24 protein-coding genes are annotated in these 22,277 nt (G+C 60.1%); 7 read left to right on the top strand and 17 right to left on the bottom strand.

Translation table 11 applies throughout. The features are described from left to right. Window positions 1-294: 294 nt before the first annotated feature. Window positions 295-483: a DUF1192 domain-containing protein gene (locus NXT3_RS16820; RefSeq protein ID WP_037420106.1), complete on the bottom strand. Its 189-nt coding sequence runs from the start codon at window positions 481-483 to the stop codon at window positions 295-297. Continuing rightward, window positions 470-1,771 carry an MFS transporter gene (locus tag NXT3_RS16815; protein ID WP_097526659.1) on the bottom strand — a complete coding sequence of 434 codons (1,302 nt, stop codon included), beginning with the start codon at window positions 1,769-1,771 and terminating at the stop codon, window positions 470-472. Before NXT3_RS16815 ends, NXT3_RS16820 begins: the two co-directional genes overlap by 14 nt. A 179-nt stretch (window positions 1,772-1,950) precedes the next feature. On the opposite strand from NXT3_RS16815, the gene NXT3_RS16810 reads away from it, so the two are divergent. Next, the gene (locus NXT3_RS16810) at window positions 1,951-2,106 is read left to right on the top strand and encodes a hypothetical protein (RefSeq protein ID WP_083854097.1); all 156 of its coding nucleotides are present in this window, start codon (window positions 1,951-1,953) and stop codon (window positions 2,104-2,106) included. A 176-nt stretch (window positions 2,107-2,282) separates the two neighbouring features. Further along, on the top strand, window positions 2,283-4,175 hold the full coding sequence (locus tag NXT3_RS16805) for an adenylate/guanylate cyclase domain-containing protein (protein ID WP_234819791.1): 1,893 nt from the start codon (window positions 2,283-2,285) through the stop codon (window positions 4,173-4,175). 119 nt (window positions 4,176-4,294) lie between these two features. Here NXT3_RS16805 and NXT3_RS16800 read toward each other — a convergent pair whose 3' ends face one another. From NXT3_RS16800 to NXT3_RS16770, 8 genes are all read right to left on the bottom strand, one after another. Next, window positions 4,295-5,212 (bottom strand): PhzF family protein, encoded by a 918-nt coding sequence (locus NXT3_RS16800; protein ID WP_037420100.1) that lies wholly within the window; start codon window positions 5,210-5,212, stop codon window positions 4,295-4,297. 313 nt (window positions 5,213-5,525) lie between these two features. Next, complete coding sequence (locus NXT3_RS16795; RefSeq protein ID WP_104839726.1) at window positions 5,526-5,723, bottom strand: hypothetical protein; 198 nt, start codon at window positions 5,721-5,723, stop codon at window positions 5,526-5,528. 7 nt (window positions 5,724-5,730) lie between these two features. Next, window positions 5,731-6,078 carry a hypothetical protein gene (locus tag NXT3_RS16790; RefSeq protein ID WP_104839725.1) on the bottom strand — a complete coding sequence of 116 codons (348 nt, stop codon included), beginning with the start codon at window positions 6,076-6,078 and terminating at the stop codon, window positions 5,731-5,733. Beyond that, complete coding sequence (locus tag NXT3_RS31700) at window positions 6,078-6,221, bottom strand: hypothetical protein (protein WP_158665348.1); 144 nt, start codon at window positions 6,219-6,221, stop codon at window positions 6,078-6,080. The genes NXT3_RS16790 and NXT3_RS31700 overlap by 1 nt, the downstream gene beginning before the upstream one ends. Window positions 6,222-6,234: 13 nt before the next feature. Continuing rightward, window positions 6,235-6,729 carry a hypothetical protein gene (locus NXT3_RS16785; RefSeq protein WP_104839724.1) on the bottom strand — a complete coding sequence of 165 codons (495 nt, stop codon included), beginning with the start codon at window positions 6,727-6,729 and terminating at the stop codon, window positions 6,235-6,237. 5 nt (window positions 6,730-6,734) lie between these two features. After that, entirely contained in the window at window positions 6,735-7,019 is a 285-nt protein-coding gene (locus NXT3_RS16780; protein WP_158665347.1) for a hypothetical protein, read from the bottom strand. Further along, window positions 7,006-7,902 carry a helix-turn-helix domain-containing protein gene (locus tag NXT3_RS16775; protein ID WP_104839722.1) on the bottom strand — a complete coding sequence of 299 codons (897 nt, stop codon included), beginning with the start codon at window positions 7,900-7,902 and terminating at the stop codon, window positions 7,006-7,008. The genes NXT3_RS16780 and NXT3_RS16775 overlap by 14 nt, the downstream gene beginning before the upstream one ends. After that, a complete protein-coding gene (locus NXT3_RS16770) occupies window positions 7,899-8,696 on the bottom strand; it encodes a hypothetical protein (protein ID WP_158665346.1) in 798 nt (265 codons plus the stop codon). Before NXT3_RS16770 ends, NXT3_RS16775 begins: the two co-directional genes overlap by 4 nt. A 592-nt stretch (window positions 8,697-9,288) precedes the next feature. Here NXT3_RS16770 and NXT3_RS31695 point away from each other — a divergent pair. The 5 genes from NXT3_RS31695 to NXT3_RS32945 all read left to right on the top strand — a co-directional run bounded on the left by NXT3_RS31695 (window position 9,289) and on the right by NXT3_RS32945 (window position 13,468). Then, window positions 9,289-9,771: a hypothetical protein gene (locus NXT3_RS31695; RefSeq protein ID WP_158665345.1), complete on the top strand. Its 483-nt coding sequence runs from the start codon at window positions 9,289-9,291 to the stop codon at window positions 9,769-9,771. Continuing rightward, window positions 9,768-9,911 (top strand): hypothetical protein, encoded by a 144-nt coding sequence (locus NXT3_RS31690; protein ID WP_158665344.1) that lies wholly within the window; start codon window positions 9,768-9,770, stop codon window positions 9,909-9,911. The genes NXT3_RS31695 and NXT3_RS31690 overlap by 4 nt, the downstream gene beginning before the upstream one ends. 30 nt (window positions 9,912-9,941) lie before the next feature. Beyond that, window positions 9,942-10,373 carry a hypothetical protein gene (locus tag NXT3_RS16760; protein WP_104839719.1) on the top strand — a complete coding sequence of 144 codons (432 nt, stop codon included), beginning with the start codon at window positions 9,942-9,944 and terminating at the stop codon, window positions 10,371-10,373. Window positions 10,374-10,752: 379 nt separating this feature from the next. Then, window positions 10,753-12,780 (top strand): DEAD/DEAH box helicase family protein, encoded by a 2,028-nt coding sequence (locus NXT3_RS16755; RefSeq protein ID WP_104839718.1) that lies wholly within the window; start codon window positions 10,753-10,755, stop codon window positions 12,778-12,780. Window positions 12,781-13,342: 562 nt separating this feature from the next. Continuing rightward, the gene (locus NXT3_RS32945) at window positions 13,343-13,468 is read left to right on the top strand and encodes a hypothetical protein (protein ID WP_272939856.1); all 126 of its coding nucleotides are present in this window, start codon (window positions 13,343-13,345) and stop codon (window positions 13,466-13,468) included. 552 nt (window positions 13,469-14,020) lie between these two features. Here NXT3_RS32945 and NXT3_RS31685 read toward each other — a convergent pair. The 7 genes from NXT3_RS31685 to tkt all read right to left on the bottom strand — a co-directional run bounded on the left by NXT3_RS31685 (window position 14,021) and on the right by tkt (window position 22,099). Then, a complete protein-coding gene (locus tag NXT3_RS31685) occupies window positions 14,021-14,197 on the bottom strand; it encodes a hypothetical protein (RefSeq protein WP_158665343.1) in 177 nt (58 codons plus the stop codon). A 9-nt stretch (window positions 14,198-14,206) separates the two neighbouring features. After that, the gene (locus NXT3_RS16750; RefSeq protein ID WP_104839717.1) at window positions 14,207-15,571 is read right to left on the bottom strand and encodes a site-specific integrase; all 1,365 of its coding nucleotides are present in this window, start codon (window positions 15,569-15,571) and stop codon (window positions 14,207-14,209) included. A gap of 303 nt (window positions 15,572-15,874) precedes the next feature. Continuing rightward, window positions 15,875-16,900 (bottom strand): class I fructose-bisphosphate aldolase, encoded by a 1,026-nt coding sequence (locus tag NXT3_RS16745; RefSeq protein WP_097526658.1) that lies wholly within the window; start codon window positions 16,898-16,900, stop codon window positions 15,875-15,877. Window positions 16,901-17,245: 345 nt separating this feature from the next. Beyond that, window positions 17,246-18,445: a phosphoglycerate kinase gene (locus tag NXT3_RS16740; protein ID WP_037420094.1), complete on the bottom strand. Its 1,200-nt coding sequence runs from the start codon at window positions 18,443-18,445 to the stop codon at window positions 17,246-17,248. After that, window positions 18,445-19,035: a putative glycolipid-binding domain-containing protein gene (locus NXT3_RS16735; RefSeq protein ID WP_037420091.1), complete on the bottom strand. Its 591-nt coding sequence runs from the start codon at window positions 19,033-19,035 to the stop codon at window positions 18,445-18,447. Before NXT3_RS16735 ends, NXT3_RS16740 begins: the two co-directional genes overlap by 1 nt. Window positions 19,036-19,039: 4 nt before the next feature. Next, window positions 19,040-20,050 (bottom strand): type I glyceraldehyde-3-phosphate dehydrogenase, encoded by a 1,011-nt coding sequence (gene gap / locus NXT3_RS16730; protein ID WP_097526656.1) that lies wholly within the window; start codon window positions 20,048-20,050, stop codon window positions 19,040-19,042. A 72-nt stretch (window positions 20,051-20,122) separates the two neighbouring features. Further along, the gene (gene tkt / locus NXT3_RS16725) at window positions 20,123-22,099 is read right to left on the bottom strand and encodes a transketolase (protein ID WP_104839716.1); all 1,977 of its coding nucleotides are present in this window, start codon (window positions 22,097-22,099) and stop codon (window positions 20,123-20,125) included. Between the last annotated feature and the right edge of the window lie 178 nt (window positions 22,100-22,277).

Genomic DNA, 22,277 nt, shown 5'->3' with positions numbered 1-22,277 from the left:
GGAAAAGTTTCCTTGAGGCCCCTCTATGCTCGAAGAATGATCTGATACCGCATTCCGCGCAAGGGTATTCTTAAGAAAGGGTTAATCTCCACAATTCTTTGAAAACAGCTGTCGCGAAACAAAAAAAGAGCCGCGCGGGGCGGCTCTCAAGGTAAAACAGGGAGAAATCAGACCCATTCGCCAATCGGTGAAAATGTCTGAGTCCGGAAGACCGGATGACGGTAGAATTACAGAAAATGCCTAATATCCCGTTAAGCGGCCGTCCGCCGGCGCTCTCTGAGGCTTGTCTAGCTCTCAGCGGAAGAGGCCTTCGGCGGCCGATCGGCTCGCCGATTTTCGGGTGCGCTCCGCCTCCAGCCGGGCGATTTCCTCCGACAGCAGCGCAATGCGCGCGGTGAGTTCGTCGACGGAGAGCTGCGAAAGGTCGCTGCCGATCTCATGCGCGGTCTTCTTCTTCGGCTGATCGTCGTCAAACAGGCTCATCGGCTCTCTCCTCCGCTTCGGGATCGTCGACGGTGTCTCCCCGCGTCTCCTCGAAGGGTGCCGCGCGCGGAGAGAGCTGCAGGCTTTCCGGCGTCGTCGGTGCACCGGCATTGACCGGCGAGAAGGTCTCGCGCTCGGCGACGGGCACGGGTGCGCGCCGGCGGCTGCGGACGATCGCATAGGCCGTGATCAGCATATGCGCACAGGCGGTGATCATGAAGAGGCCATAGGGGCCCGTCGCAGTCATCACCGGGCCGCCGATCGTCGGGCCGATGATCGTGCCGATGCCGTAGAGCAGAAGCAGGCCGCCGGAGACCTTGACGAAATCCTCCGGTGTGGCGAAGTCGTTGGCGTGCGAGACGGCGATCGGATAGAGCGCGTTTGCCGCGGCCCCGTAGACGGCAATCAGCGTCAGCACGATCCAGACTTGGCCCGGCTCGATCAGGAAGAGCATGAGCCCGGCAAGCGCCCCCACACCGGCCAGAACGGCGAGCACATAGCGGCGGTCGACGCGGTCGGAAATTCGGCCGGCGGGCAACTGCATGACCGCCCCGGAGAAGATCGCGACGCTCATCATCGCCGCGACGGTGCTGTCGGAAAGACCCGCCTGGCGGCCGAAGACGGCGCCGAGCGTGCCGAAGGCCCCGTTGGCGATGCCGATCAAGAGGATGCCGAGGAAGGACACCGGCGAATTGCGGTAAAGGCCGCGAAGGTCGAGCCGCACCTGCTTGAGCGGCGTCGGCGAGGCGGCCTTGGACAAGAGCGTCGGCAACATCGCGACGCAGTAGAGAATGCCGCAGATCATGAAGAAGAATGTGGTCGTCGTCTCGCCGAAGGGGATCATCATCTGCCCGCCGACGACGCCGAAGAGGGTGATGGCGATATAGAGGGAGAAGATTACGCCGCGGCTTTCATTGGTGGCGCGCTCGTTCAGCCAGCTTTCGATGATCATCGACGTGCCGGCGGTCGAGAAGCCGGTCAGCGCGCGCAGGACCAGCCACCAGATGGGGTCGATCATTATGCCGGTCAAAAGGGAAACGATGGCAATCAGCGCCGTGAAGACACTGAAGGCCCGAACGTGCCCAATGCGCTTCACGACATTCGGGGCGAAGAAGCAGCCGAGCACGAAGCCCGAAGCCCAGGACGTGCCGATCAGGCCGAGAATCGTGGTCGGGTATCCTTCCGCCGTGCCGCGCACCGGCAGGAGCAGACCCAGCAGACCGTTTCCTAGAAAGAGGAACAGAGTGCCGAGCAACAGCGCGGCGACGGGGAGCAGGTTGTTTCTCATTGTTCCATCCGAAATCGTTCTGCGACCGGCAATTCGCGGCGGCATGTGGTGCCGTTCAACTGGAATCGCTGCCGCCGGTCATTGCAAATCGGCGGCGAAAACAATAGCCCTCTATGCGTCGAAAAGTGACGGCCGTATGACGTTGCAACCGTGGCCGCGGAATTCTCCGGAATAAATGAATGTCGAAGGCACTGACGCTTCTCCTCTTCGTCGCCATGTGTGTGCACATCATCAAGCCGCTCGGATATCCCGGTCTCAGGCAGCGCCGGGATTTCTGGAAGATCGCCGTCTTCGCCATCGCCGTGATGATGGTCACGGTGTTCGTCCGGCCGTAGCCGCAGTCGCACTCACCTGCCGCGGATAGAACATGCGCAGGGAATGCGCGACCGCACGACGTTCCCTTAGAAACAGCTAACCTTTGAGGACAGGGCTACACTTGCGCGCAAAATGCCCGAAGTCTGCGCACGACATGTAGTCAAGAAAAGGTTAAATTACCGTGCTCGGCCACAAGATGAAAATCGAGGCACTCTTGGAACGCCGCCTGACCGCCATTCTCGCTGCCGATGTCGTGGGCTACAGTCGCCTGATGGGAACCGACGAGGCGGGGACGCTGGCCGCCTTGAAACGGCATCGCCGCGAGTGCCTGGAGCCGAAGATCGCCGAACACAAGGGGCGCATCGTCAAGCTGTCCGGCGACGGCATGCTGATCGAATTTTCGAGCGTCGTGAATGCGGTGGCCTGTGCGGCCGAGATCCAGCGCGGCATGCTCGTTCGCAACGAAGGCCTGCCGAGGAGCCGGCGCATCGAACTCAGGATCGGCATCCACCTCGGCGACGTGATCGTTGAGGAGGGCGACATCTTCGGCGACGGCGTCAACGTTGCGGCGCGGCTCGAGGGGCTCGCCGATCCCTCCGGTATTGCGGTATCCTCGTCGGTGCGCGACCAGGTCGGCTCGCGGTTGGACCTCGGCTTCGTCGACAAGGGCGAATACAGCCTGAAGAACATCGCGCCGAATATCCGCGTCTATACGGTCGCGCTCGGCGAGGCGGCCGCCCGGCAGGAAACGGAGCCGCCCGACGCGACGCTCGAGGCCGGCTACGAATTATCGATCGGCGTCCTGCCCTTCACCAATATGAGCCACGATCCGGAGCAGGAATATTTCTCCGACGGCATCACCGAGGACATCATTACCGATCTTTCGAAGATCTCGCGCCTGCATGTCGTCGCCCGCAACACCGTCTTTACCTACAAGGGCAAGCCGGTGAAGGTGAAGCAGATCGCCCAGGAACTCGGCGTCCGCTTCATTCTGGAAGGCAGCGTCCGCAAGGTCGGCGAACGTGTCCGCATCACCGGCCAGCTCATCGATGCGCATACGGGCGGGCACCTGTGGGCCGATCGCTATGATCGTGATCTCACCGATATCTTTACCATCCAGGACGAGATCACGCATGCGATCGTCGCCCAGTTGAAGATCAAGCTGCTGCCGGAGGAGAAGAAGGCGATCGAGAGCGATCCGACCACTTCCGTGGAAGCCTATACCTATTATCTGCGTGGCCGGCAGTTCTCGCATACTTGGACTCGGTCCTACCTGCTGCTTGCCCGCCGGATGTTCCTGAAGGCTGTCGAACTCGATCCGAACTATGCGCGCGCCTACGCGGGCATCGCCGAATGCGAATGTGCGATCAGGGATTGGCACGAAAAGGAGTTTCCGCTCGAGAGCATCTTCGAGATGAGCTCCAAGGCACTGGCGCTCGACCCAAACCTGGCGGAAGCGCATGCCTCACGCGGGCTGGCATTGACCCACGACGGGCAGACGGAAGAGGCCGGCCGCGAATTCCGCCAGGCTCTGGCGCTGAGTCCGTCGCTCTATGAGGCCAATCTTTATTATGGCCGCTTCCTATTTGCGCAGGGCCGGTTTCAGGAGGCGGTGCAGTTCTTCAAGCGGGCGGCGGAAATCCGCACCGACGACTATTTTTCACCAATTCATTTGATGAACTGCTATCTCTCGCTCGGAATGGAATCCGAGCGCCAGCGCTGGGCGCGGATCGGCATCGAGCGGGCGAAAACCGCGCTGGAGCGGCACCCGGAAAATGCGAGCCCCGCCCATCGCGGGGCCTTGGCGCTCGCGCATCTGGGCGAAGGGGAGCGCGCCAAGGAATGGGCGGCGCGAGCGCTGGCGGTCGATCCGGACGATATCGTCGCGCAATATAACGCGGCCTGCGTCCATTCCTTGTTGGGAGAGAGCGAGCGCGCGCTCGATCTGCTGGAAGCCGTCGTTCCGCAGAGCTCCAGCTACCATCTCCTCTGGTTCAAGCAGGACTCCGATCTGGATCCGATTCGCGATCACCCCCGATTTCGGGCACTTCTCAAGTCGATGAGGGATTGCACGCCCGAGACGCGCTGATCCGGCGGGCCTCCTGCATGTCTCCTTAAATCGACCTCGATCTGAGGACAAAGACATGCAGCAATTCAAAGTGCTACAGCGACCTTACGCGTCTGATAAGACGCGCGGCGCTGTAGTGCTCAGACCTCGATCGACCCGCGCATCACCGCCACGCAATTGCCCGAAACGCTGACCTCGCGGACCGTGCCGTTCTTCTTGTTGACGCGGACCGTTATGACGCTGCGGCGGCCCATTTCCACGCCTTGCTCGATGACAATCTCGATTTCCGCATCCGCCTGCGGCAGAAGCGAAGCGAGATAGGCGCCGAGCGCCGCCGAGGCGCTGCCGGTCGCCGGATCCTCGATGACATTGTCGAGCGGCGCGAACATGCGAGCCCTGATCTGCCAGGGGCGCTCGGGCGTGCGCGCATAGAGAAACAGGCTGAAGCTGTCATCGGCGAGTGGGTAACGCGCATTCGCTTCATGGAAGGCGCTGACATCGGGCCGCGCATTCGACAGGGCGGCGACATCCCTGACTTCGGCGGCGGCAAAGGCGAGGCCGACCGAGACACGCACGGCGGGATGAGTGCGTTCGCTCACGTCCTCCGGCCGGAGTGAGGCGCAGGCGGCGACGGTCGCAGCGTCGATGACCGGTCCGATGCTGAGCGGCCGGGGAGCGACGATGCGCGCGCCGGCAATCGCGTCGCCGTCGCCGAGAAGGGCAACCTCGACCAGCCCGGCCTTCTCTTCGAAACGCAGTTTGTCGCCGGGCCTTCTGCCGAAGATCTCCCCCTGTTGACCGAGCACGAAGGCGGTGCCGACATTAGGATGTCCGGCAAAGGGAATTTCGGCGGTCGGCGTGAAGATGCGCACACGGGCGGTGTTCGCCGGATCATCCGGCGGCAGCACGAAGGTGACTTCGGAATAGCCGAATTCGGTGGCGATCGCCTGCATCTGCTCGTCGCTCAAGCCCCGTGCATCGGGGATGACGGCGAGCTGGTTTCCGGTGAAGCGTTCGGCGGTGAAGACGTCAACGGTGACATAGGAGACGGATTTCATTGCAGTTCCCCGGCAATCGGCAATGGCGCTGATGTAAAAGCGTTATCGGCCCGCCGAAACCGCAAACTTGTCTCCCTGACAAGAAATGTCATTTCCTAATAGTTTGAAATTATTTGGTTTTGCCGGTTACCCTAAAACGGGGTAGGCGCGGGGTAGGCAGAAATCCCCTTTCCGTGGCCGAAACAGCACAGATCAATAGCCAAAATTCCAGTGTTTAAACAAGAAGAAATGGCCCCGATGGGAAGGAAGACGGAACCGCCGGGACCACTCTTAAAGCGGAATGACGTCGAGAGAGGCACGTGCCGTCACTCCGCTAAACTTCGCTCTGGCCATCTTTGATATGGCCGTCCCCACCGTCTTGGATGTAGCTCTTAATGGCGGCCCCGATCTGCTCAGCGGCACGGCCTGCCTCGGCCTCTTCGCGGCTGTCGAAAGGCCCTTCACGGTCCTGTGTGCCCGGAGGCCGTCGCCACCAATAGCCGCCGCTCTCCCAAACGTAGCCGTGATCCATGGCGGTTTCACCTTTCCCTCGACCCTACGACCCGAACGGCAAGGTTCGTCGAACCGTCACCGGCCGTCACAGCAGGCCGGATGAGCAGAGGGTTCTCCAAGACTTTCTCGATACCCAATGCCGTAAACACCAAATCGTTGTTGTCGGGCATATGGAGAGTGGCCCACGTCGAGCCGTCGCAGGTGCCTTCCAATCGCACAGAGCCGCCAGCGCCCAAGGTGCCTGTAACCTGCACCGTCTTGATAGGCCAGTCGGCCGCAGCGAACGGCGCTCCAGTGTCGCCATTGAGCAAGCCGGTCCACGTCGTCAGGATGTTGCTGCCCGGATACGTAATATTTGCAGTCCTAACGGCCATCAGTCGTTCTCCTCATCACCGCTCATCAGGCGCTTGGCCACTTCGTCCAGAAGGTCCCGCGCATCGTCTTCAAGTTCGTTGTCGATGAAATCCCAAAGGCTCTCGCCCAAGACCTCGGGGTCTCCGCTGGCCCGTTCAATCATGCGATCAAGCTGTTTACTCGCTGACATCGTCTTGGCCCTCCGCTACCGGATCAACAGGCGACAGTTTGTCGAGCAGTTTGAACGCCTCTTCCCGAGTGAGCGGGTTCGGTGTGATCCACTGGCCGTCTAAGTCGGTCACTGCGCATCTGCCGTGGGCAAGGGTCATCACCGAGAAGCCACCGCGTGACACCAACAGGTCACCGCCCTGCTTCGTCACTCGGGCCATCTCGGCCTCAAGCTCCTTATCGAACTCTTTGCGCTTCTGTCTGAGGTAACGAATGCGCGCGTTTGCCTCAACGTCGTGACCGGCCAAACGAGCAACCTGCTCGGAGACCTCTGTTCCGTGCTCATTGAAATAGACGCCCGGATCGTCCTTGTATGCGTACACAATACCAATCTCAGGATGCATCCACGACTTCTTGCCTGTGACCCCACGATCCAGATCGATCGGTGGCTTAGCAAACTCGACTTCCTCAAATCCTTTTACCGGACCTTGATAGATTGCCATCTCATTCACTCCTGTTTAGCGGCCAGTTCGGCCCTGTCATAAATCGGCTGGCCGTCGCGGAAGGCGATCGGCCGCTTGTAGTTGCTTCGCTCAAGTTCACTCGGGACAACCTGCGAGCCGTGATCTTGCCGCTTCGCCTTCGGCTGCCCATTGTCGTGGGCCTCCAGTTCCGCCCGGTTGTCGAATTCCACACCATTTCTGATGGCAGCGGACTGCTTGTAATTCGACGGCTTTAGCTGGCTCTCCGCGACTTGCGATCGTCCGTGAAATTCGCCTTTAAATGTGTGCATTGTCGTTGCCCTTCTGTGCTGGCTTGATCACTCTGTTGAGCACCTCTTGCTCCGTCGCCGTGACGGGCTGGCCTGACTGCTTGGCAATCTCACGATCTAGCTTCGCTGCCACCTTCCGGCGTCCGACTTCGGCCCGGATGGCGATTTCGTACAGGTCCATTTTTTCGGGCTTGGCCTTCCCGGTCTCGATTTCGCTCACATCCTGTTTAGAGAACGCCCTGTCAGACCCTACGGCGAGGACTAGCGGGCCTGCCTCAGCCGCACTGAGTGAAAGGCTTTCTCGCAGCTGGCGAAGTCGCTTGCCCCGAATGTCGTCTACGGGCTGTTTCGGCTTGTCGTCGCCAAGCAAGTCCGAGAGATCGATGCCACGCCTGTACAACGTATCGATGATCTGGCGTTGGCACTCCCGCGCATAGGTCGCCCGCTCTTCGCTCCGGCTCGCGTAGAGGCTATCAAGCTCAGTGCTTAGCTTTTCGGCTTTCTGCTCCAACGGAACGAAGGCCATTGCCGTTTGCCGGATGGTCCCGATGTCCACATGTGGCAGGTCCGCGATGATCAGCTTGCAGCCCGTCGCGATAACTCGTGAGAGACGCCCTATGAGGGCTGTTGGGGTATCTGCCAGAACACCAAGCGACGCGATCACGAACGTGTCCATTGGCGTCAGCGTCTCCACAATACTGCGAAACGTTTTGTCGCTCGCAGCGATCGGCTCGACCATCGGCACTGAGTTCAACAGCTTCGGCTCACCCTGTGCGTCGCGGCGCGTCGGACAGCCAGAAAGTATGGCCGCAGCCGTCGCGGCTTGCAGTTGCGTGTTCCGCAAATGCTCCGCGTTGCCCGCCGTCCCTGCACTCCGCGTGTAGATGATTGTTCGATTAGTCATACTTTTAACCCTGCCTTCCGCTGGAACTCGTTCACGTAGTCACTCACAGGCGTCGGTCTGTCGTCGCTCTTAGCAGCCCGTGCGCCACCGCCAGAGTTGCCACCTGCCCCTGACGAACCACCGCCAAAGAAGCCACCCGTCCGCATGTCGTCGTCATCGTCATCGTAGCCACCGCCGCTCTGGCGGTCGTAGGCGATCTTTTCTGCCACCGAATGGATTTGGGCGAATGCCGCATATCTCGCCGTGGGGTCCTCAGCGATGGCGTTCAAATCAGACAGGCTAAACCCCGCATGGCTAGTCAGAGCACCAACGGCCGCAGCGACCGTATCCGGGTCGTCATCAGGAAAAACAGTGCGGTATAGCGGATAGAGGCGCTCCGCGTGTCTGGTGTATTCCTTGTCCTCTTTCTCGGCTTTGGCCCAATCGTGCCTGTCTTTGATGTTCGGCCTCGCTGGGATCATCGTCCCAAGCGGCCCGGGCATCCATGGAACTCCCGACAGGTCCCATACGGTGCCTTCGGGATATTCGTCTCGGCTGATCGCCTGCATGCCAGCGTCAAAAAGTGCCTTGCGGTTGCCGATACTCAGACCTTGGCGCTCCGGTTTCGCAATCACGCCGTTGGCCACCTGCCACTCCTCGATCTGATCGGACAACGATGCATTGTTGTACTCAGCAGGAAGTGCCTCTTTCGGCAAGCTGTTGATCATTTGAAGCAACGCCTGCCGCTGTGCTTCGTGATGGTCGTGATAGCGCTTGCGCAACTCTTCGTCGCGCTCTTGTCGTCTGCTGCCCACTGTTTTTGAACTCCGGAATTACTCTTAACACCAGTTCGGTGATCTAGGCCTCATTATAAGCTCGGCCTAGTATCGGCGGCAAGTACCAGTTACAGTATCTAGTAGGTTCAATGGTCACAATTGACCATATGTTGTGTCATGAGCGAGTTTTTGATGATCGAGGATTGTTTCACAGCAACGGAGTTCGCGAGAATAGCTGGCCTCAGCTGTACGCGACTATACCAGCTATGGAAAGTCGAAAAGGGACCTCCGTATGTAACGCGCAAGATCGCGGGCCACACCGAACGGCTAATCGGCTTCGCACCCGGCATGGAGTGGCTACGGCTGCACAAACCGGCAAGAGCGGCCGAGTACGAGCGCATGCTGGGCCTCTTTCACGACATCGGCCTAGACACCACACCGCTGCCCGAACCCGCCAAGCCATGGTCCAAACCGCTCACTGCCAAACGCCCATGTGCCTACTGTGGCGGTCCTATCCTCCGTGGCAGAACACAGTACTGCTCCGCCAAGTGCGTCTATAAGGCCCAAGTGGACCTTCACGAAGAGAAGCGGCGGCAAGGCGCTCGACATCACACAGGGTGAGGGCCAGCCGATGACCAACTTGTATACGGCTAAGCCAGTCGCTCATCGTGGCAAGATGGTCCTCAACCCCGGCGACCGCTTCCGCACATACCAGCCCGAAAATCACGAATGGCGTGACCAGCTTTGCGACAAGGATCAGCACGGTCGCCTGATCGGCAAGAACCCAATGGACATTCCGTTGGACGTTTTAACGGCCGCTGGCCATCCGCAGGCCTCTGTCAGAGACGTAAAACAGCGATTGCGCATAATGCACGGTGTGGACCAAGGCGAAGCACGTCACGACGCTTTCTGTGCTTCTAACCCAGACCGTTTGACGGATATCCGCGACAAAATCTGCCTGCCGTGCAGTTCGGACAGTCCCGCCGAAGTCCGCCGCTGCGCAATCTATGACTGCCCCGCATGGCAGTATCGGATGGGCCGCAATCCGCACAATCCGCGACGGGGCAAAAATCCCTTCACATCCCGCACCAAACGACAGGAGTGCAAATCATGACCGACACACCCACACCCCAACCGAACGAGCGGAAGCAGCTTGCACGCCGCATCGCCGAACTTGAAGCGGCCATCGCCATGGAGCAACGGCGAATGCTCGAACTCATGAGCAAGGCCCCGACCGGGCCTATGCCACACTAAACGATCAACAACTAGAGTGAGAAAATGACAATGACAAACACACCCAAACCACTTGCATGGCGTGACGGCCAACCAGTCTACGATCAGGACTGGCTCGACGCTCACGACAAAGCGCTAGCCGAGAACCAAGCCATCCTCGACGCACAGGCTGCGGAGCGCCAGCGCCTCGCCGACGCAGAAGACACCCTTGCGGCCGTGGAGGAACTGCGCGCGAAGGACGTATCGGGCCTGAATGACAAGCAGAAGGCCAACCACGCGAAGGCAATCGATGACCTGGAGTGGAAGGCCTTCCGCCAGTTCCTCACGCCAGAGGCCCGCGATGCCTTCACGCAAGGTGCTCGGATTGCGTTTGAGAAGGGTTCTGAAGCCGCCAGCAAGCACTGGGACAGCCTGCCCGAAGGCATCCGGCACCGGGTCCGCGAAGCAGGTGCCAAGGTGTGGCCAAAGGAGGACGGTAAATGAGCGATCTGGAACGGCAGGCGGAGTTGAAATGCCGACTAGTGAACTTGCGCCTCGCTCTGGCAGTGGAGCGACAACGCCACAAGTACGAACGGAAGCAGATACGGGCATCGATGGAGCGGATACAAGCAGAGCGTCGGGACCTGAAAAAGCGTAGTAAACGCCAAGCAATATAAGATACGGCGCTTCGCGCCAAAGCGTTTAAACGCACAGTAACGTCAAGACGATCGGCCGATGTGTAAACGATGAAAAGACGCTCTCAAATTCCTACATAGAACAGGCAAAAGAAAACGGCCCCGGAGAAGGGCCGTTTTGGAGACTTACAGAGCTAACCACCTCTCGGCTGCACAACCGAGAAAATCTCAACAACTAAGGAACGTCAATGAGATACACCAAATATAGCGTTTCGACGCTGAAACTTCAAGACGATCTGCTCTTCTTTTCGCTCTCCAAGGCTAGGCCTACGTCGTTTGATCATCTTTTGAACATCACGTGGGAAGAAATCGACGTTGATCCCACTGAGTTCGAAGGTTTCAATCAGCGGGTTGAACGAGCTTTGCGCAAGCGCTTTGCCGAACGTGATCATTTTCCGTCCGAAGAGAATTGGGATGGCCTTCGGGCGATCATCCAGACCATCAAGGCGATGGCCGCAGAGACCGCACAGACGAGCTACTTTGTCTCGCCACTGCCCACAGGTATGGGGAAAACGACAGCCATCGCTGTAGCGGTCGGAGAATTGATCCGCCTAGGCGAAAAAACCGGGATTATGATTTTGGTCGATAGGCTAGAGCAAATCGACGCGCTGATAGCGGAGATCGGCCTTAAACCACATCAATACGCGGTTCGCACTGCCGACAAAAACAAAGACCTTAACAGCAAGGGAGTTGGCGAAGACACAGGAGACGACAATTACAGAAACGACCGTGCCCAAGTTCTATTCACGACACAACAGCGGCTGTATGCGCTGGCTAGCAAGGGCCTTGGCCTCAAGAACATGAGGCAATTTGACTATCGCGGCAAACCCCGCCAAGTAAAAATATGGGATGAAGCTATCCTTCCGGCTCTGCCCCGTACTGTTTCCGCTGACGATATCAAGCACTTGCTGCGACCTCTTCGAACACACGGCTTCATCAGTCAGCGTGACGCACTGAACGCCTTGGCAACTCGTATGGAGGAGAGCGTTGGCAACTGTATTCCCACAATGCCTGACATAGACTTTTCGGCTGTAAAACCCTTTCTGAGCGCTGATCAGGTCGTCATTGTCGAAGGACTTGAACGAATGGCAGAGGGCAAAGCCTTGATCCGCCACGACCCATTCGACCATACGGTTGCACTCTATTACGACGAGTTGCTGCCGCCAGATTTCGCACCACTCCTGATCCTTGACGCAAGCGGCAGGCTTCGTAAGTCGTATGAACTATGGTCGCACGGTCGCGGCAATCTGGAGTTTTTGTCAGGAGGGAGAAAGGCTTATCACAATCTCACCATTCGGCATTGGAACCGTGGTGCGGGCAAGATCACGCAACGCCGCTTGAAAGACCGCCTTGAGATCGCCCAAGGTGTTGCGGAAGTCGCGGCAACCACAACAGAGCCGGAAGTCTTGATCATTCATCAGCCGACACAAACGAATGCCCCGGCCACAGACATGGAACATGTGATAGGCGAGACTGTAAAACGTCGTATGGAGGTCGAAGGCAGAGTGCCGCCAAAGCTGCATTTCTTGGCTTGGGGCTGGCACACAGGCATCAACAAATTCCGCGATGTAAAACACGTGATCGTGGTGGGCTTGAACCAATACAGCAAGCCACAGCAAGAGGCAGCTTTTCGGGCTGCGCACGGCAAATCGCTTGCCACCGTGTACAGCGACGCTGACATTGACGCCTTTCACGCTGGCGAAGTCGCACACCATCTTTTTCAGGCTGTCGGTCGTGGCGCACTCCGCAAGGTGCATGGCGACGACTGCCCTAAAGGCTGTCAGCTGGACGTCATCTTTGCGGAGTGCAAACCCATTGATCGGGATTTGCTCCGCGCGACGTTTCCAGACGCAAAAATTGATCCGTGGTGGCCTCTTGGCGAAACGTTGATACCAACCGAGCAACGGCTTGTTGACGAGCTAGAACGGATTGCACCGGATCGGGTCGGCGGCTTGCCGGGTTGGGTCAAACAGCGGCAGTTGGCCGAAGCCGTGGGGATCGATGCTCGGAATATCATTGAGGCTCTAAACCGGCCGCGTGTTGTTCAGGAACTAGCTCGCCGAGGGATCAAGCTAGTGCGTAAGCGGGGAGATCGCCGTGGCATCGCCGCAATCCGGTTTGCTGAGCCACTTAGGGGCGATGATCCGTTGATTGCTGTAGATGACCCGATCTTGCGCCGGGTGAGGCGCAATCGGCGTCGGAACCATGGCGGCTGAACGTGCGACGGCAGCCTCAAAACACGCTAAGTCTCTGGAGTTGTTCACCTTTTCCGCCCACATACGACAGTTTGCTTATTATCCCTTATACACAGCATGACACAGGTGTCGGGATTGGTGAACGATTACAATAGGATAGGCACTTTTCACCCCACATCACACGTGTTGTGACCCTTCGATACGGCTCCACACCAGCCGCAAGTGGCCACGTGACGTCATGCGATAGCGAGGCTGTGGTGTGCCCGACCGGCCGCCATCGATCACACGAAACCAACGTCGCCTTGCCTCTGGCCGAAGAACTTTCCACACTTTCGCATGCAGAGGCGTCCAATCCATGCCCATGCCCTTGTCCCGATCCCTGCGTGCCATGGCGGTCACCTCCCACACCAACACATCAACTATGAAGATGGTGCGCTCTGACGCTGGGTGTGAACAGCGAATAATTCGCGACGTCTGACAGCAAGTGTTTGAAATCGCTCACAATGTTTAAACGCAGGGACGGTCGCCAGCCGGTGTGCTATCTTATCCCTTGACGCAGGGGCCGACGCGAAGCGGAGGCATTATGAGCGATATTCTCATAGCAAATCCGGGGCTGGCGCAGGCCGCCTTGCATGTCGCTGTGGTCGTTTATCTGCTCTTCTGGCCGTCTGTTTTGGCACTGGGTGTGTGGATCGTCTTGAGAGGGTGACGTGTAACCACAAAAAACTCAATCCGACCAAGCACTTGGAGGGCATTTTTATATTTTGGAAGGTCTGCCCAACACCACCTTAGATGGGACCCTAAAGGGGGAATACATCGCTAAGTTGATTTTCTCCACACCCTGCACGGTCCACGCCGGGTCCCCTGTTTGCGCAGAACGCGAGGGAGCCTCAAGGGGGGAACGCCCCTACCTACCTTTGAAATTGAGGCCCCGGGTGCCCCTCCGCCGGAAATCAGCCGTCTGATGCGAGGCTTTTACCCCAAAGTGTTACCCCAAGGCCTGTAGATCGTCGCTAAGCGCTTGATATTGTTCATGTGCCTGATAGTCAGAGCGTCATTTGTGCGCTTCGCCGGGGCCTCTCCGCACACCGGGAAATCGGGGGCGAACGCACATTAAGAGCGGATTTTTGGTGGATTTTCTTTTGGTCGGGGGTGCGCCAGACGCATGCGCGGGTCTTAAGTACCCACTCAAAAGCATGACTTTTCCGACGACATAAAGCCTCCGGCCACATTAAATAAGTCATACTTATCTCCCCGCGTGTCACCCGGCCAGCCTCACCAAAGTCCTGATCACCAAGAAAGCCAGCCAGACCAGCCCCGCCACGAACACGAGCCACAGCACAAGGCCGATCGCCATCATGATCAACCGGCCGATACCCTCCAAGACCTGTCCTATGACCTCAGAAACCTTCCCCACGAACGCGAAGACTTTGCGCACCGGACCCTCCTAGCTTGTGATCTTCGCCAGCTGTTTGCCCCACTTCTCCAAGGCCTCGTGCTTCTCTTCGTCATACTCATAGCCCCGGTAAGCCTGATCGGTCCTCGTGCCCTGCGAATGCTGTTGAACGGCCTTCGTCACATGCGGCGGCACACGCAGCGGCGGTCGTTCCATATGCGTGATCGCCGTCTTTTGGAGATGCTTATACGTCCAGTGCTCTAGCGACGGTCTGCCAGCTTCGCGGGCTACCTTGTCGGCCCCATCTCGCAACCGATCCTTGGGGCGTGTGTGCTTGTTCAGCGGTCGCTTTCCGCTACCTTTCGGCTGGAACAGATAGCCGCTCGTTGTCGGCAGTTGAGCGATGATCCATAGGGCCATTTCGGACAGCGGGACCCTGTGCGGTCTGTCTACTTTGCTGTGCTCGGCCGGAATGCGCCATTCACGTTCGGCGAAGTCCATATGTTCATAGCGGGCCTCAAAGGTCATTTCCGGCCGCTGCGCCGTCGTCAGGATGAGCAAGGCACCCAGTCCGTAGGCGTCCGGTTCCGCCATGACGGCTTTCCAAAGAGCGGCGATCTCCCAATCCTCCAAGACACGAACGCCTTGTTCGCCTCCCGGCTTCTCCCGATCCTGTCGCTTACGCTTCATCCCCGCAAACGGGTCTATCGCCACATAAGGTCTGCCGTTCTGGCCGAACTCCGAAGCCCAGCCGCTAAACACCTTCAAAGCTGAACGGGTCCGGTTGCGGCTGACTTTCGTTAGTGAGGACATCGCCTCGTTAGCGTCCACAGCGGTCATGACCGGCGTGCCATCATAGCGGGAGAAGACACGGCCTTTCCACTTGCCTAGGATGCCGTTGCCTGTGTGCTCCCAGCCGCCTCTGCCGTCCGGTTTCAGGCCTAGCCAATAGGCGGTCTGTCGCTTCGTGGTTTCGCGATTGGGCTGATACCAATCTATGAACTTCATAAGCAGTGCTTCGAAGGTCCAGCCATCCGTTGCAGCCGATAGGATGATTTCCTCTCCGCCCGCCTTCATCTGCTTGACGGTCTCACCCGGATCGATCTTCCGGCGCAGCATCTTTTGGCATTCTTGCACTAATCCCCAAGCAGCGTCCACGTCGAGCGGATCGCCAAAGGTCGGCTCTTCCGGTCCAGCGTAGCCTTCATCTCCGGGGGCATAGGTGCTGAGGGGTCCGAGCGTCAGCTTTGCCTGTCGGCCGTCAGTCGGTCGCCTGTAGCGATAGGCCCACGATTGCGCACCTGTCGGCTGGCTGACTATATAAAGACCGGAATGCTTGGGGATTGGCTTCTCAATGCGCTTTCCTGCGGCCAATGCGAGCTTGCGCGCCTCCACGGCGGTTTTGCTTACGCTCATTGCCCTGCCCTCCAGTTGGGGTGTCGATGGGGTAAACAGGATAGCAGGTTTAGAGGCTAGAAACGCTGGAAATCCGGGATTTGTAACGAAATTTTACTGTCTCCCTGACAATTGGCCCCGAATACTACAGCGCCGTGCGTCTTAGCAGACGCACAAAGGACGCCATAGCACTTTGAATTGCTGCATGTTTTTGTCCCCAAATCGGCTACGATTTGAGGAAACATGCAGTAAGGCCCGGCGACATCGCTGCCGCCGGGCCTTCTCCTCGCTCCCTTTAACTCTTTGTCCGCTCAGGCTTACCCATCAGGCGGCCTGTTCGAGGTCCTTCTTCCAGCTGCCCTTGGCGGCGAGGCTGCACATCTTGGCGCGATGCGAGAAGGCGCGCTGGCCGGCGGCGACGTTCTCCGGCTTGCCGTTCCAGGCGTTGAGCGCTTCCTGCTGCAGGGCGCGGCCATACGAGAAAGTCAGCTTCCAGGGCAGGTCGTGCGCCGTGTTCATGGCCGAGAGATGCGCGGTTGCCTCTTCCGTCGACTGGCCGCCGGACAGGAAGGCGATTCCGGGGACAGCGGCCGGCACGGTGCGCTTTAGTACCTTGACGGTGCGCTCGGCAACGTCTTCGACCGAAGCCTTGCGGGCCTTCTTGCCGTCGATCACCATGCTCGGCTTCAGGATCATGCCTTCGAGCTTCACACGCAGGTCGCCCAGTTCCTCGAAGACGGTGCGAAGTACCCATTCGGTTACTTCTTCCGAACGCTCGATCGAGTGGTCGCCGGGGGCGCCGTCCATGAGCACTTCCGGCTCGACGATGGGGACGATCCCGGCCTCCTGGCAGAGCGTCGCATAGCGGGCAAGCGCATGGGCATTGGCCTTGATGGCGCCGAAGCTCGGCAGGGTTCCGGAGATTGCGATGACGCCACGCCATTTGGCGAAGCGGGCGCCCGCTTCATAATACTTGGCGAGGCGGGCGGCGAGGCCGTCGAGGCCCTCGGTGACGGTCTCATTAGGGAAATGCGGCAGGGGCTTTGCGCCGGTGTCGACCTTGATGCCGGGGATCGAGCCGGCGTTCTTGATGACGTCGACGAGCGCGGTGCCGTCGGCGGCCTTCTGGAACAGGGTTTCCTCATAGAGAATGACGCCGGAGATATAGTTGCGCATCGCCTCATCCGAGCGCAGCAGCATCTCGCGATAGTCGCGGCGCGAGGTCTCGGTGGACTCGAGGCCAATGCTATCGAAGCGCTTCTTGATCGTTGCGGTCGACTCGTCGGCAGCGAGCAGGCCCCGTCCGTTGGCGACCATGGCAACCGCAATATCTTCCAGTCTTTCGCTCATCTTTTTCTCCTACACAGAGCGCCGAACGCAGCGGAGCGGCGCAAGAAACCGTTTCGGTCTGAGGGCGCAAGAAACATCCTCGCGTCCGACTGCATGCCTCCGTAAGCCGTCGCCGATTTACGCAAGGAAACATGCAGCAATTCAAAGTGCTACAGCGGCCTTTGGACGTCCTAAAGACGCGCGGCGCTGTAGGTACGCAGCGCGCGATAACAGAAGATACTGTGCGGGAAAATGGCAGTAAAATCGACTAAAACGATTTAAAAAAATTTAATCGTTTGAAATGTCACAATTTTTTTGAGGCACCGACCCGGGCTTATCCATTTGCCCGGGTCGGCGCGCGTGCGGCTACTTCTGCTGGTGGAGGATATCGACACCGGGCAGCGGCTTGCCTTCCATCCATTCGAGGAAGGCGCCGCCGGCGGTGGAAACATAGGAGAAATCGTCGGCGACCTCGGCGTGGTTTAGGGCAGCGACCGTATCGCCGCCGCCGGCGACCGAGACGAGCGAGCCCTGACGGGTGCGGCTGGCCGCATGCTTGGCGGCGGCCACCGTCGCTTTGTCGAAGGGGGCGATTTCGAAGGCTCCGAGCGGACCGTTCCAGACGAGGGTTTCAGCGCGCGAGATCCAGTCGCTGATGGCAGTGACGGATTTCGGCCCGACATCGAGCACCATTGCGTCGGCCGGGATCGCCTTGATGTCGACGACCTCGTGGTCGGCGCCTGCCTTGAATTCGCGGGCGACGACGCCGTCTTCCGGCAGCACGATGGCACATCCGGCGGCTTCCGCCGCGGCGATAATCGACTTTGCCGTTTCGGCAAGATCGTGCTCGCAGAGCGACTTGCCGACATCGATGCCTTGGGCGGCGAGGAAGGTGTTGGCCATGCCGCCGCCGATGACGAGCGCGTCGACCTTCTTCACGAGGTTCTGCAGCAGGTCGATCTTGGTCGACACCTTTGCGCCGCCGACGATAGCGACGACCGGACGCTTCGGATTGCCGAGACCCTTTTCGAGTGCCTCGAGTTCGGCCTGCATGGTGCGGCCGGCATAGGCGGGCAGGTGCTGTGCCAGGCCCTCGGTCGAGGCATGGGCGCGGTGCGCTGCGGAAAAGGCGTCGTTGACATAGATGTCGCCATTGGCGGCCAATGCCGTGACGAAGGCCGGATCGTTCTTTTCCTCGCCCTTGTGGAAGCGGGTGTTTTCGAGCAGCAGCACGTCGCCGTCATTCATGTCGGCTATCGCATTGGCGGCCTTGTCACCGATGCAGTCGGCGGCGAAGTGGACGCGCTGGTCGAGGATTTCCTCGACGGCAGGGGCGATCGCCTTCAGCGACATGTCGGCGACCGGTTCGCCCTTCGGGCGGCCGAAATGGGCAAGCAGGATGACCTTCGCCCCTTTTTCGGAGAGTTCGCGGATCGTCGGCGCCACGCGCTCGATGCGGGTGGTGTCGGTCACCTGACCGTCCTTGACCGGCACATTGAGATCGACGCGCACCAGCACGCGTTTGCCGGCGATATCGGTCAGATCGTCAAGGGTCTTGAAAGCCATCAGTTCGTCTCCAGTGATAGTCTCTGAAAAAGGGTGGGATAGTCGGTGACGAGGCCGTCCTCGTCCAGCGGCAGGTCGGCGGTGAAGCTGCGGTCTTCCGCCTGGTAGCGATAGAGTTTGCCCTCCTCGATGCAGGTATAGTGCTGGCCATCGACCGTGGGCTCGAAGCTGTCGAATGGCACGTAAAGCATCTTGAGTTTTACGGTGCCCGACGCCCGCGTGAGGTCCAGACGGCGGATCGGCAGGGTGTTGGTGAAGGGCGTGCCGGCAAGATCGATGTCGATGCAGCCGTCGAAGCGGGGAAGGGCGACGCCTTCCGCCGTGCGCCAATGGCCGCCGCCGTCGGAGAGCAGGTGCAGCCGGCGTCCGTCCGCCGTCCCGATGAAGAAGGAAGTGACACGCCAGCCGGCGTCGCAGTCAATGCGGTAGCGAACGCCATAGGCGGCTCCGCCGCGCGCGCCGATCAGCACGCTTTCGGCGCGGATTGCCGCGCCCACCGATGCGTCGAGAGGCCGGATCGTCAGATGTTCGAGCCCTTCCCCCTCGAGCGGACGCCAGCGCACCGTCGTTGAGGAAAGGGCCCGGAACATGGTCTTAGATGAGCTTGCTCAGGGCGACCGCCGTGTCCGACATGCGGTTGGAGAAGCCCCATTCGTTGTCGTACCAGGTGAGGATCGACACGAACTTGCCTTCCATCACCTTGGTCTGGTCCATGTGGAAAACGGAGGAATGCGGGTCATGGTTGAAGTCGATCGAGACGTTCGGGGCAAGCGTGTAGCCGAGAATGCCCTTGAGGGGGCCGTCGGCGGCTGCCTTGATCGCCGCGTTGATCTCCTCCTTGGTCGTGTCGCGCTTGGCGACGAACTTCAGGTCGACGACCGAGACGTTCGGGGTCGGCACGCGCATTGCGAAACCGTCGAGCTTGCCCTTGAGTTCCGGCAGGACGAGGCCGACGGCCTTGGCCGCACCGGTCGAGGTCGGGATCATCGACAGCGCCGCGGCACGGGCGCGGTAGAGGTCCTTGTGCATCTGGTCGAGCGACGGCTGGTCGTTCGTGTAGGAGTGGATCGTCGTCATCATGCCGTGATCGATGCCGATGGCGTCGTTCAGCACCTTGGCGACCGGTGCGAGGCAGTTGGTCGTGCAGGATGCGTTGGAGATGACCAGGTGATCTTTGGTCAGCTTGTCGTGGTTGACGCCGTAGACGACGGTGAGATCGGCGCCGTCGGCCGGTGCCGAGACGATGACGCGCTTGGCGCCGGCTTCGAGATGGGCGGCTGCCTTGTCGCGCGCGGTGAAGATGCCGGTGCATTCCATCGCGACGTCGACGCTGAGGTCCTTGTGCGGCAGTTCGGCCGGGTTGCGGATAGCCGTCACCTTGATCGGCTTGCCGCTGTTGATGACGATCGCGTCGCCGTCGACCTTCACGTCGGCCGGGAAGCGGCCGTGAATGGAGTCGAAGCGCAGCAGGTGGGCGTTGGTCTCGACGGGGCCGAGGTCGTTGATCGCGACGACTTCGATATCCGTGCGGCCGGATTCAACGATGGCGCGAAGCACGTTGCGGCCGATGCGGCCGAAACCATTGATGGCGACTTTGACTGTCATGTCGGGTCTCTCCCTATCAGTTTGGCGTGGGTAAACGAATGGAGGGCGCCACAAGGGCGCCCTCCGGCTTGATCAGGACAGCTTGGCTTCGGCGGCCGCGACAACCGCTTCCGGCGTGATGCCGAAGTGCTTGTAGAGTTCCTTGTAGGGACCGGAAGCGCCGAAGCTCGACATGCCGACGAAGGTGCCGTCGCTGCCGATGATATGATCCCAGCCCTGGCGGACGCCGGCTTCGATGGCGATCTTGACCGGCGAATTGCCGACGATCGCCTTCTGATAGTCGTCGCTCTGCTCCGCGAAAAGCTCGACGCAGGGCACGGAAACGACGCGGGCGGAAATGCCCTTCTCCTGCAGCGCCTGGCTGGCCTTGACGGCGATCTCCACTTCCGAGCCGGTGGCGAAGAGCGTCACCTTCGCATCCTTCGCGGGGACCAGCTCATAGGCGCCGCGGGCGCAGAGGTTTTCTTCCTTGAATTCGGTACGCACCGCCATCAGGTTCTGGCGCGTCAGCGCGATGGCGGACGGGCGATTGCGGCTTTCGAGTGCGAGCTGCCAGCACTCCGCCGTTTCCGTCGCGTCGGCCGGGCGAAACACCAGGAGGTTGGGGATGGCGCGCAGCGAGGCCAGGTGCTCGACAGGCTGGTGCGTCGGGCCGTCCTCGCCGAGACCGATCGAATCGTGGGTCAGGACGTGGATGACGCGAATGCCCATTAGTGCGGCAAGCCGGATCGACGGACGGCAATAGTCCGAGAAGATCAGGAAGCCGCCCGAATAGGGGATTAGTCCGCCATGCAGCGCCATGCCGTTCATGGCGGCGGCCATGCCGTGCTCGCGTACGCCGTAGTGGACGTAACGGCCGGAGAAATTGTCCGGCGTGATCGAATGCGTCTGGCTCGTCTTGGTGTTGTTGGAGCCGGTCAGGTCGGCCGAGCCGCCGATCGTCTCGTTGAGCACGCCGTTGATGACTTCCAGCGCATCCTCGGAAGCCTTGCGGGTGGCCGGCGACGGCTTGGTCTCGGCGAGCTTCTGCTTGTAGGCGCTGATCGCCGGGGCGAGGCCCGCTTCGAGTTCGCCGGAGAAGCGGCGCACGAATTCGGCCCTCTTCTCAGCGGCCTCGAGCTTTGCCTCCCATGCCCTGCGCGTCTCGGCCGAGCGCTCGCCGGCGCTGCGCCAGGCGTCGAGCACGTCGGCGGGAACGGTGAAGGCTTCGGCTTCCCAACCGAGCGCCTTGCGGGTCGCGGCGATCTCCTCGGCGCCGAGCGGCGAGCCGTGCACCTTGTGGGTGCCGGCCTTGTTCGGCGCACCGAAGCCGATGACGGTCTTGCAGGCGATCATCGTCGGCTTGTCGGACTTCTGCGCCTCCTCGATCGCCGCGGCGATCGCTTCCGGATCATGGCCGTCGACGGCGATCGTATGCCACTTGGACGCACGGAAGCGGGCGTGCTGATCGGTCGAGTCGGCGATCGAGATCGGCCCGTCAATCGAGATGTTGTTGTCGTCCCAGAAGACGATGAGCTTGTTGAGCTTCAGATGGCCGGCAAGCGCGATCGCCTCCTGGCTGATGCCTTCCATCAGGCAGCCGTCGCCGGCGATCACATAGGTGAAGTGCTCGATGAGGTCGCTGCCGAATTCGTCGCGCAGCTTGCGCTCGGCGAGCGCCATGCCGACGGCATTGGCAATGCCCTGGCCGAGCGGCCCCGTGGTCGTTTCGATGCCGGCGGCATGGCCGTATTCCGGATGGCCGGCGGTCCGCGAGCCGAGCTGGCGGAAATTCCTGATCTCGTCGATGGTGATGTCTTCGTAGCCGGTGAGATAGAGCAGCGAATAGAGCAGCATCGAGCCGTGGCCGGCCGACAGCACGAAGCGGTCGCGGTTCGCCCAGGCGGGGTTTTTCGGGTCGAAGCTCAGGTAGCGGGTGAAGAGGACCGTTGCTATGTCGGCCGCCCCCATCGGTAGACCCGGGTGGCCGGAATTTGCCTTCTCGACGGCGTCCATGGAGAGGAAACGGATTGCATTCGCCATCCGGTCGTGTTTTTCGCGAGAGATCATGACTGTTCCGTTGCGTTCGGTGGTCAGGGGACGGCCTCTATCCTCCAAAGACCGTATGAGAAGCGGCCGAACACATAGCAGGTGCGCCGCCCGAGTCAACAAATACAGGCCTTCCGGCGCCGGTGGCGGCGCGCTTTTTGCGACCTTGCCTGGGCCGAAGGATCGCGCCGCAAGCATA

Origin of the sequence: Sinorhizobium fredii (assembly GCF_002944405.1) — a bacterium.
In the GTDB taxonomy this organism is placed as follows: domain Bacteria; phylum Pseudomonadota; class Alphaproteobacteria; order Rhizobiales; family Rhizobiaceae; genus Sinorhizobium; species Sinorhizobium fredii_C.
Note: the sequence above shows the minus strand (reverse complement) of the source record. Positions and strands in the feature narration are given on the sequence as shown.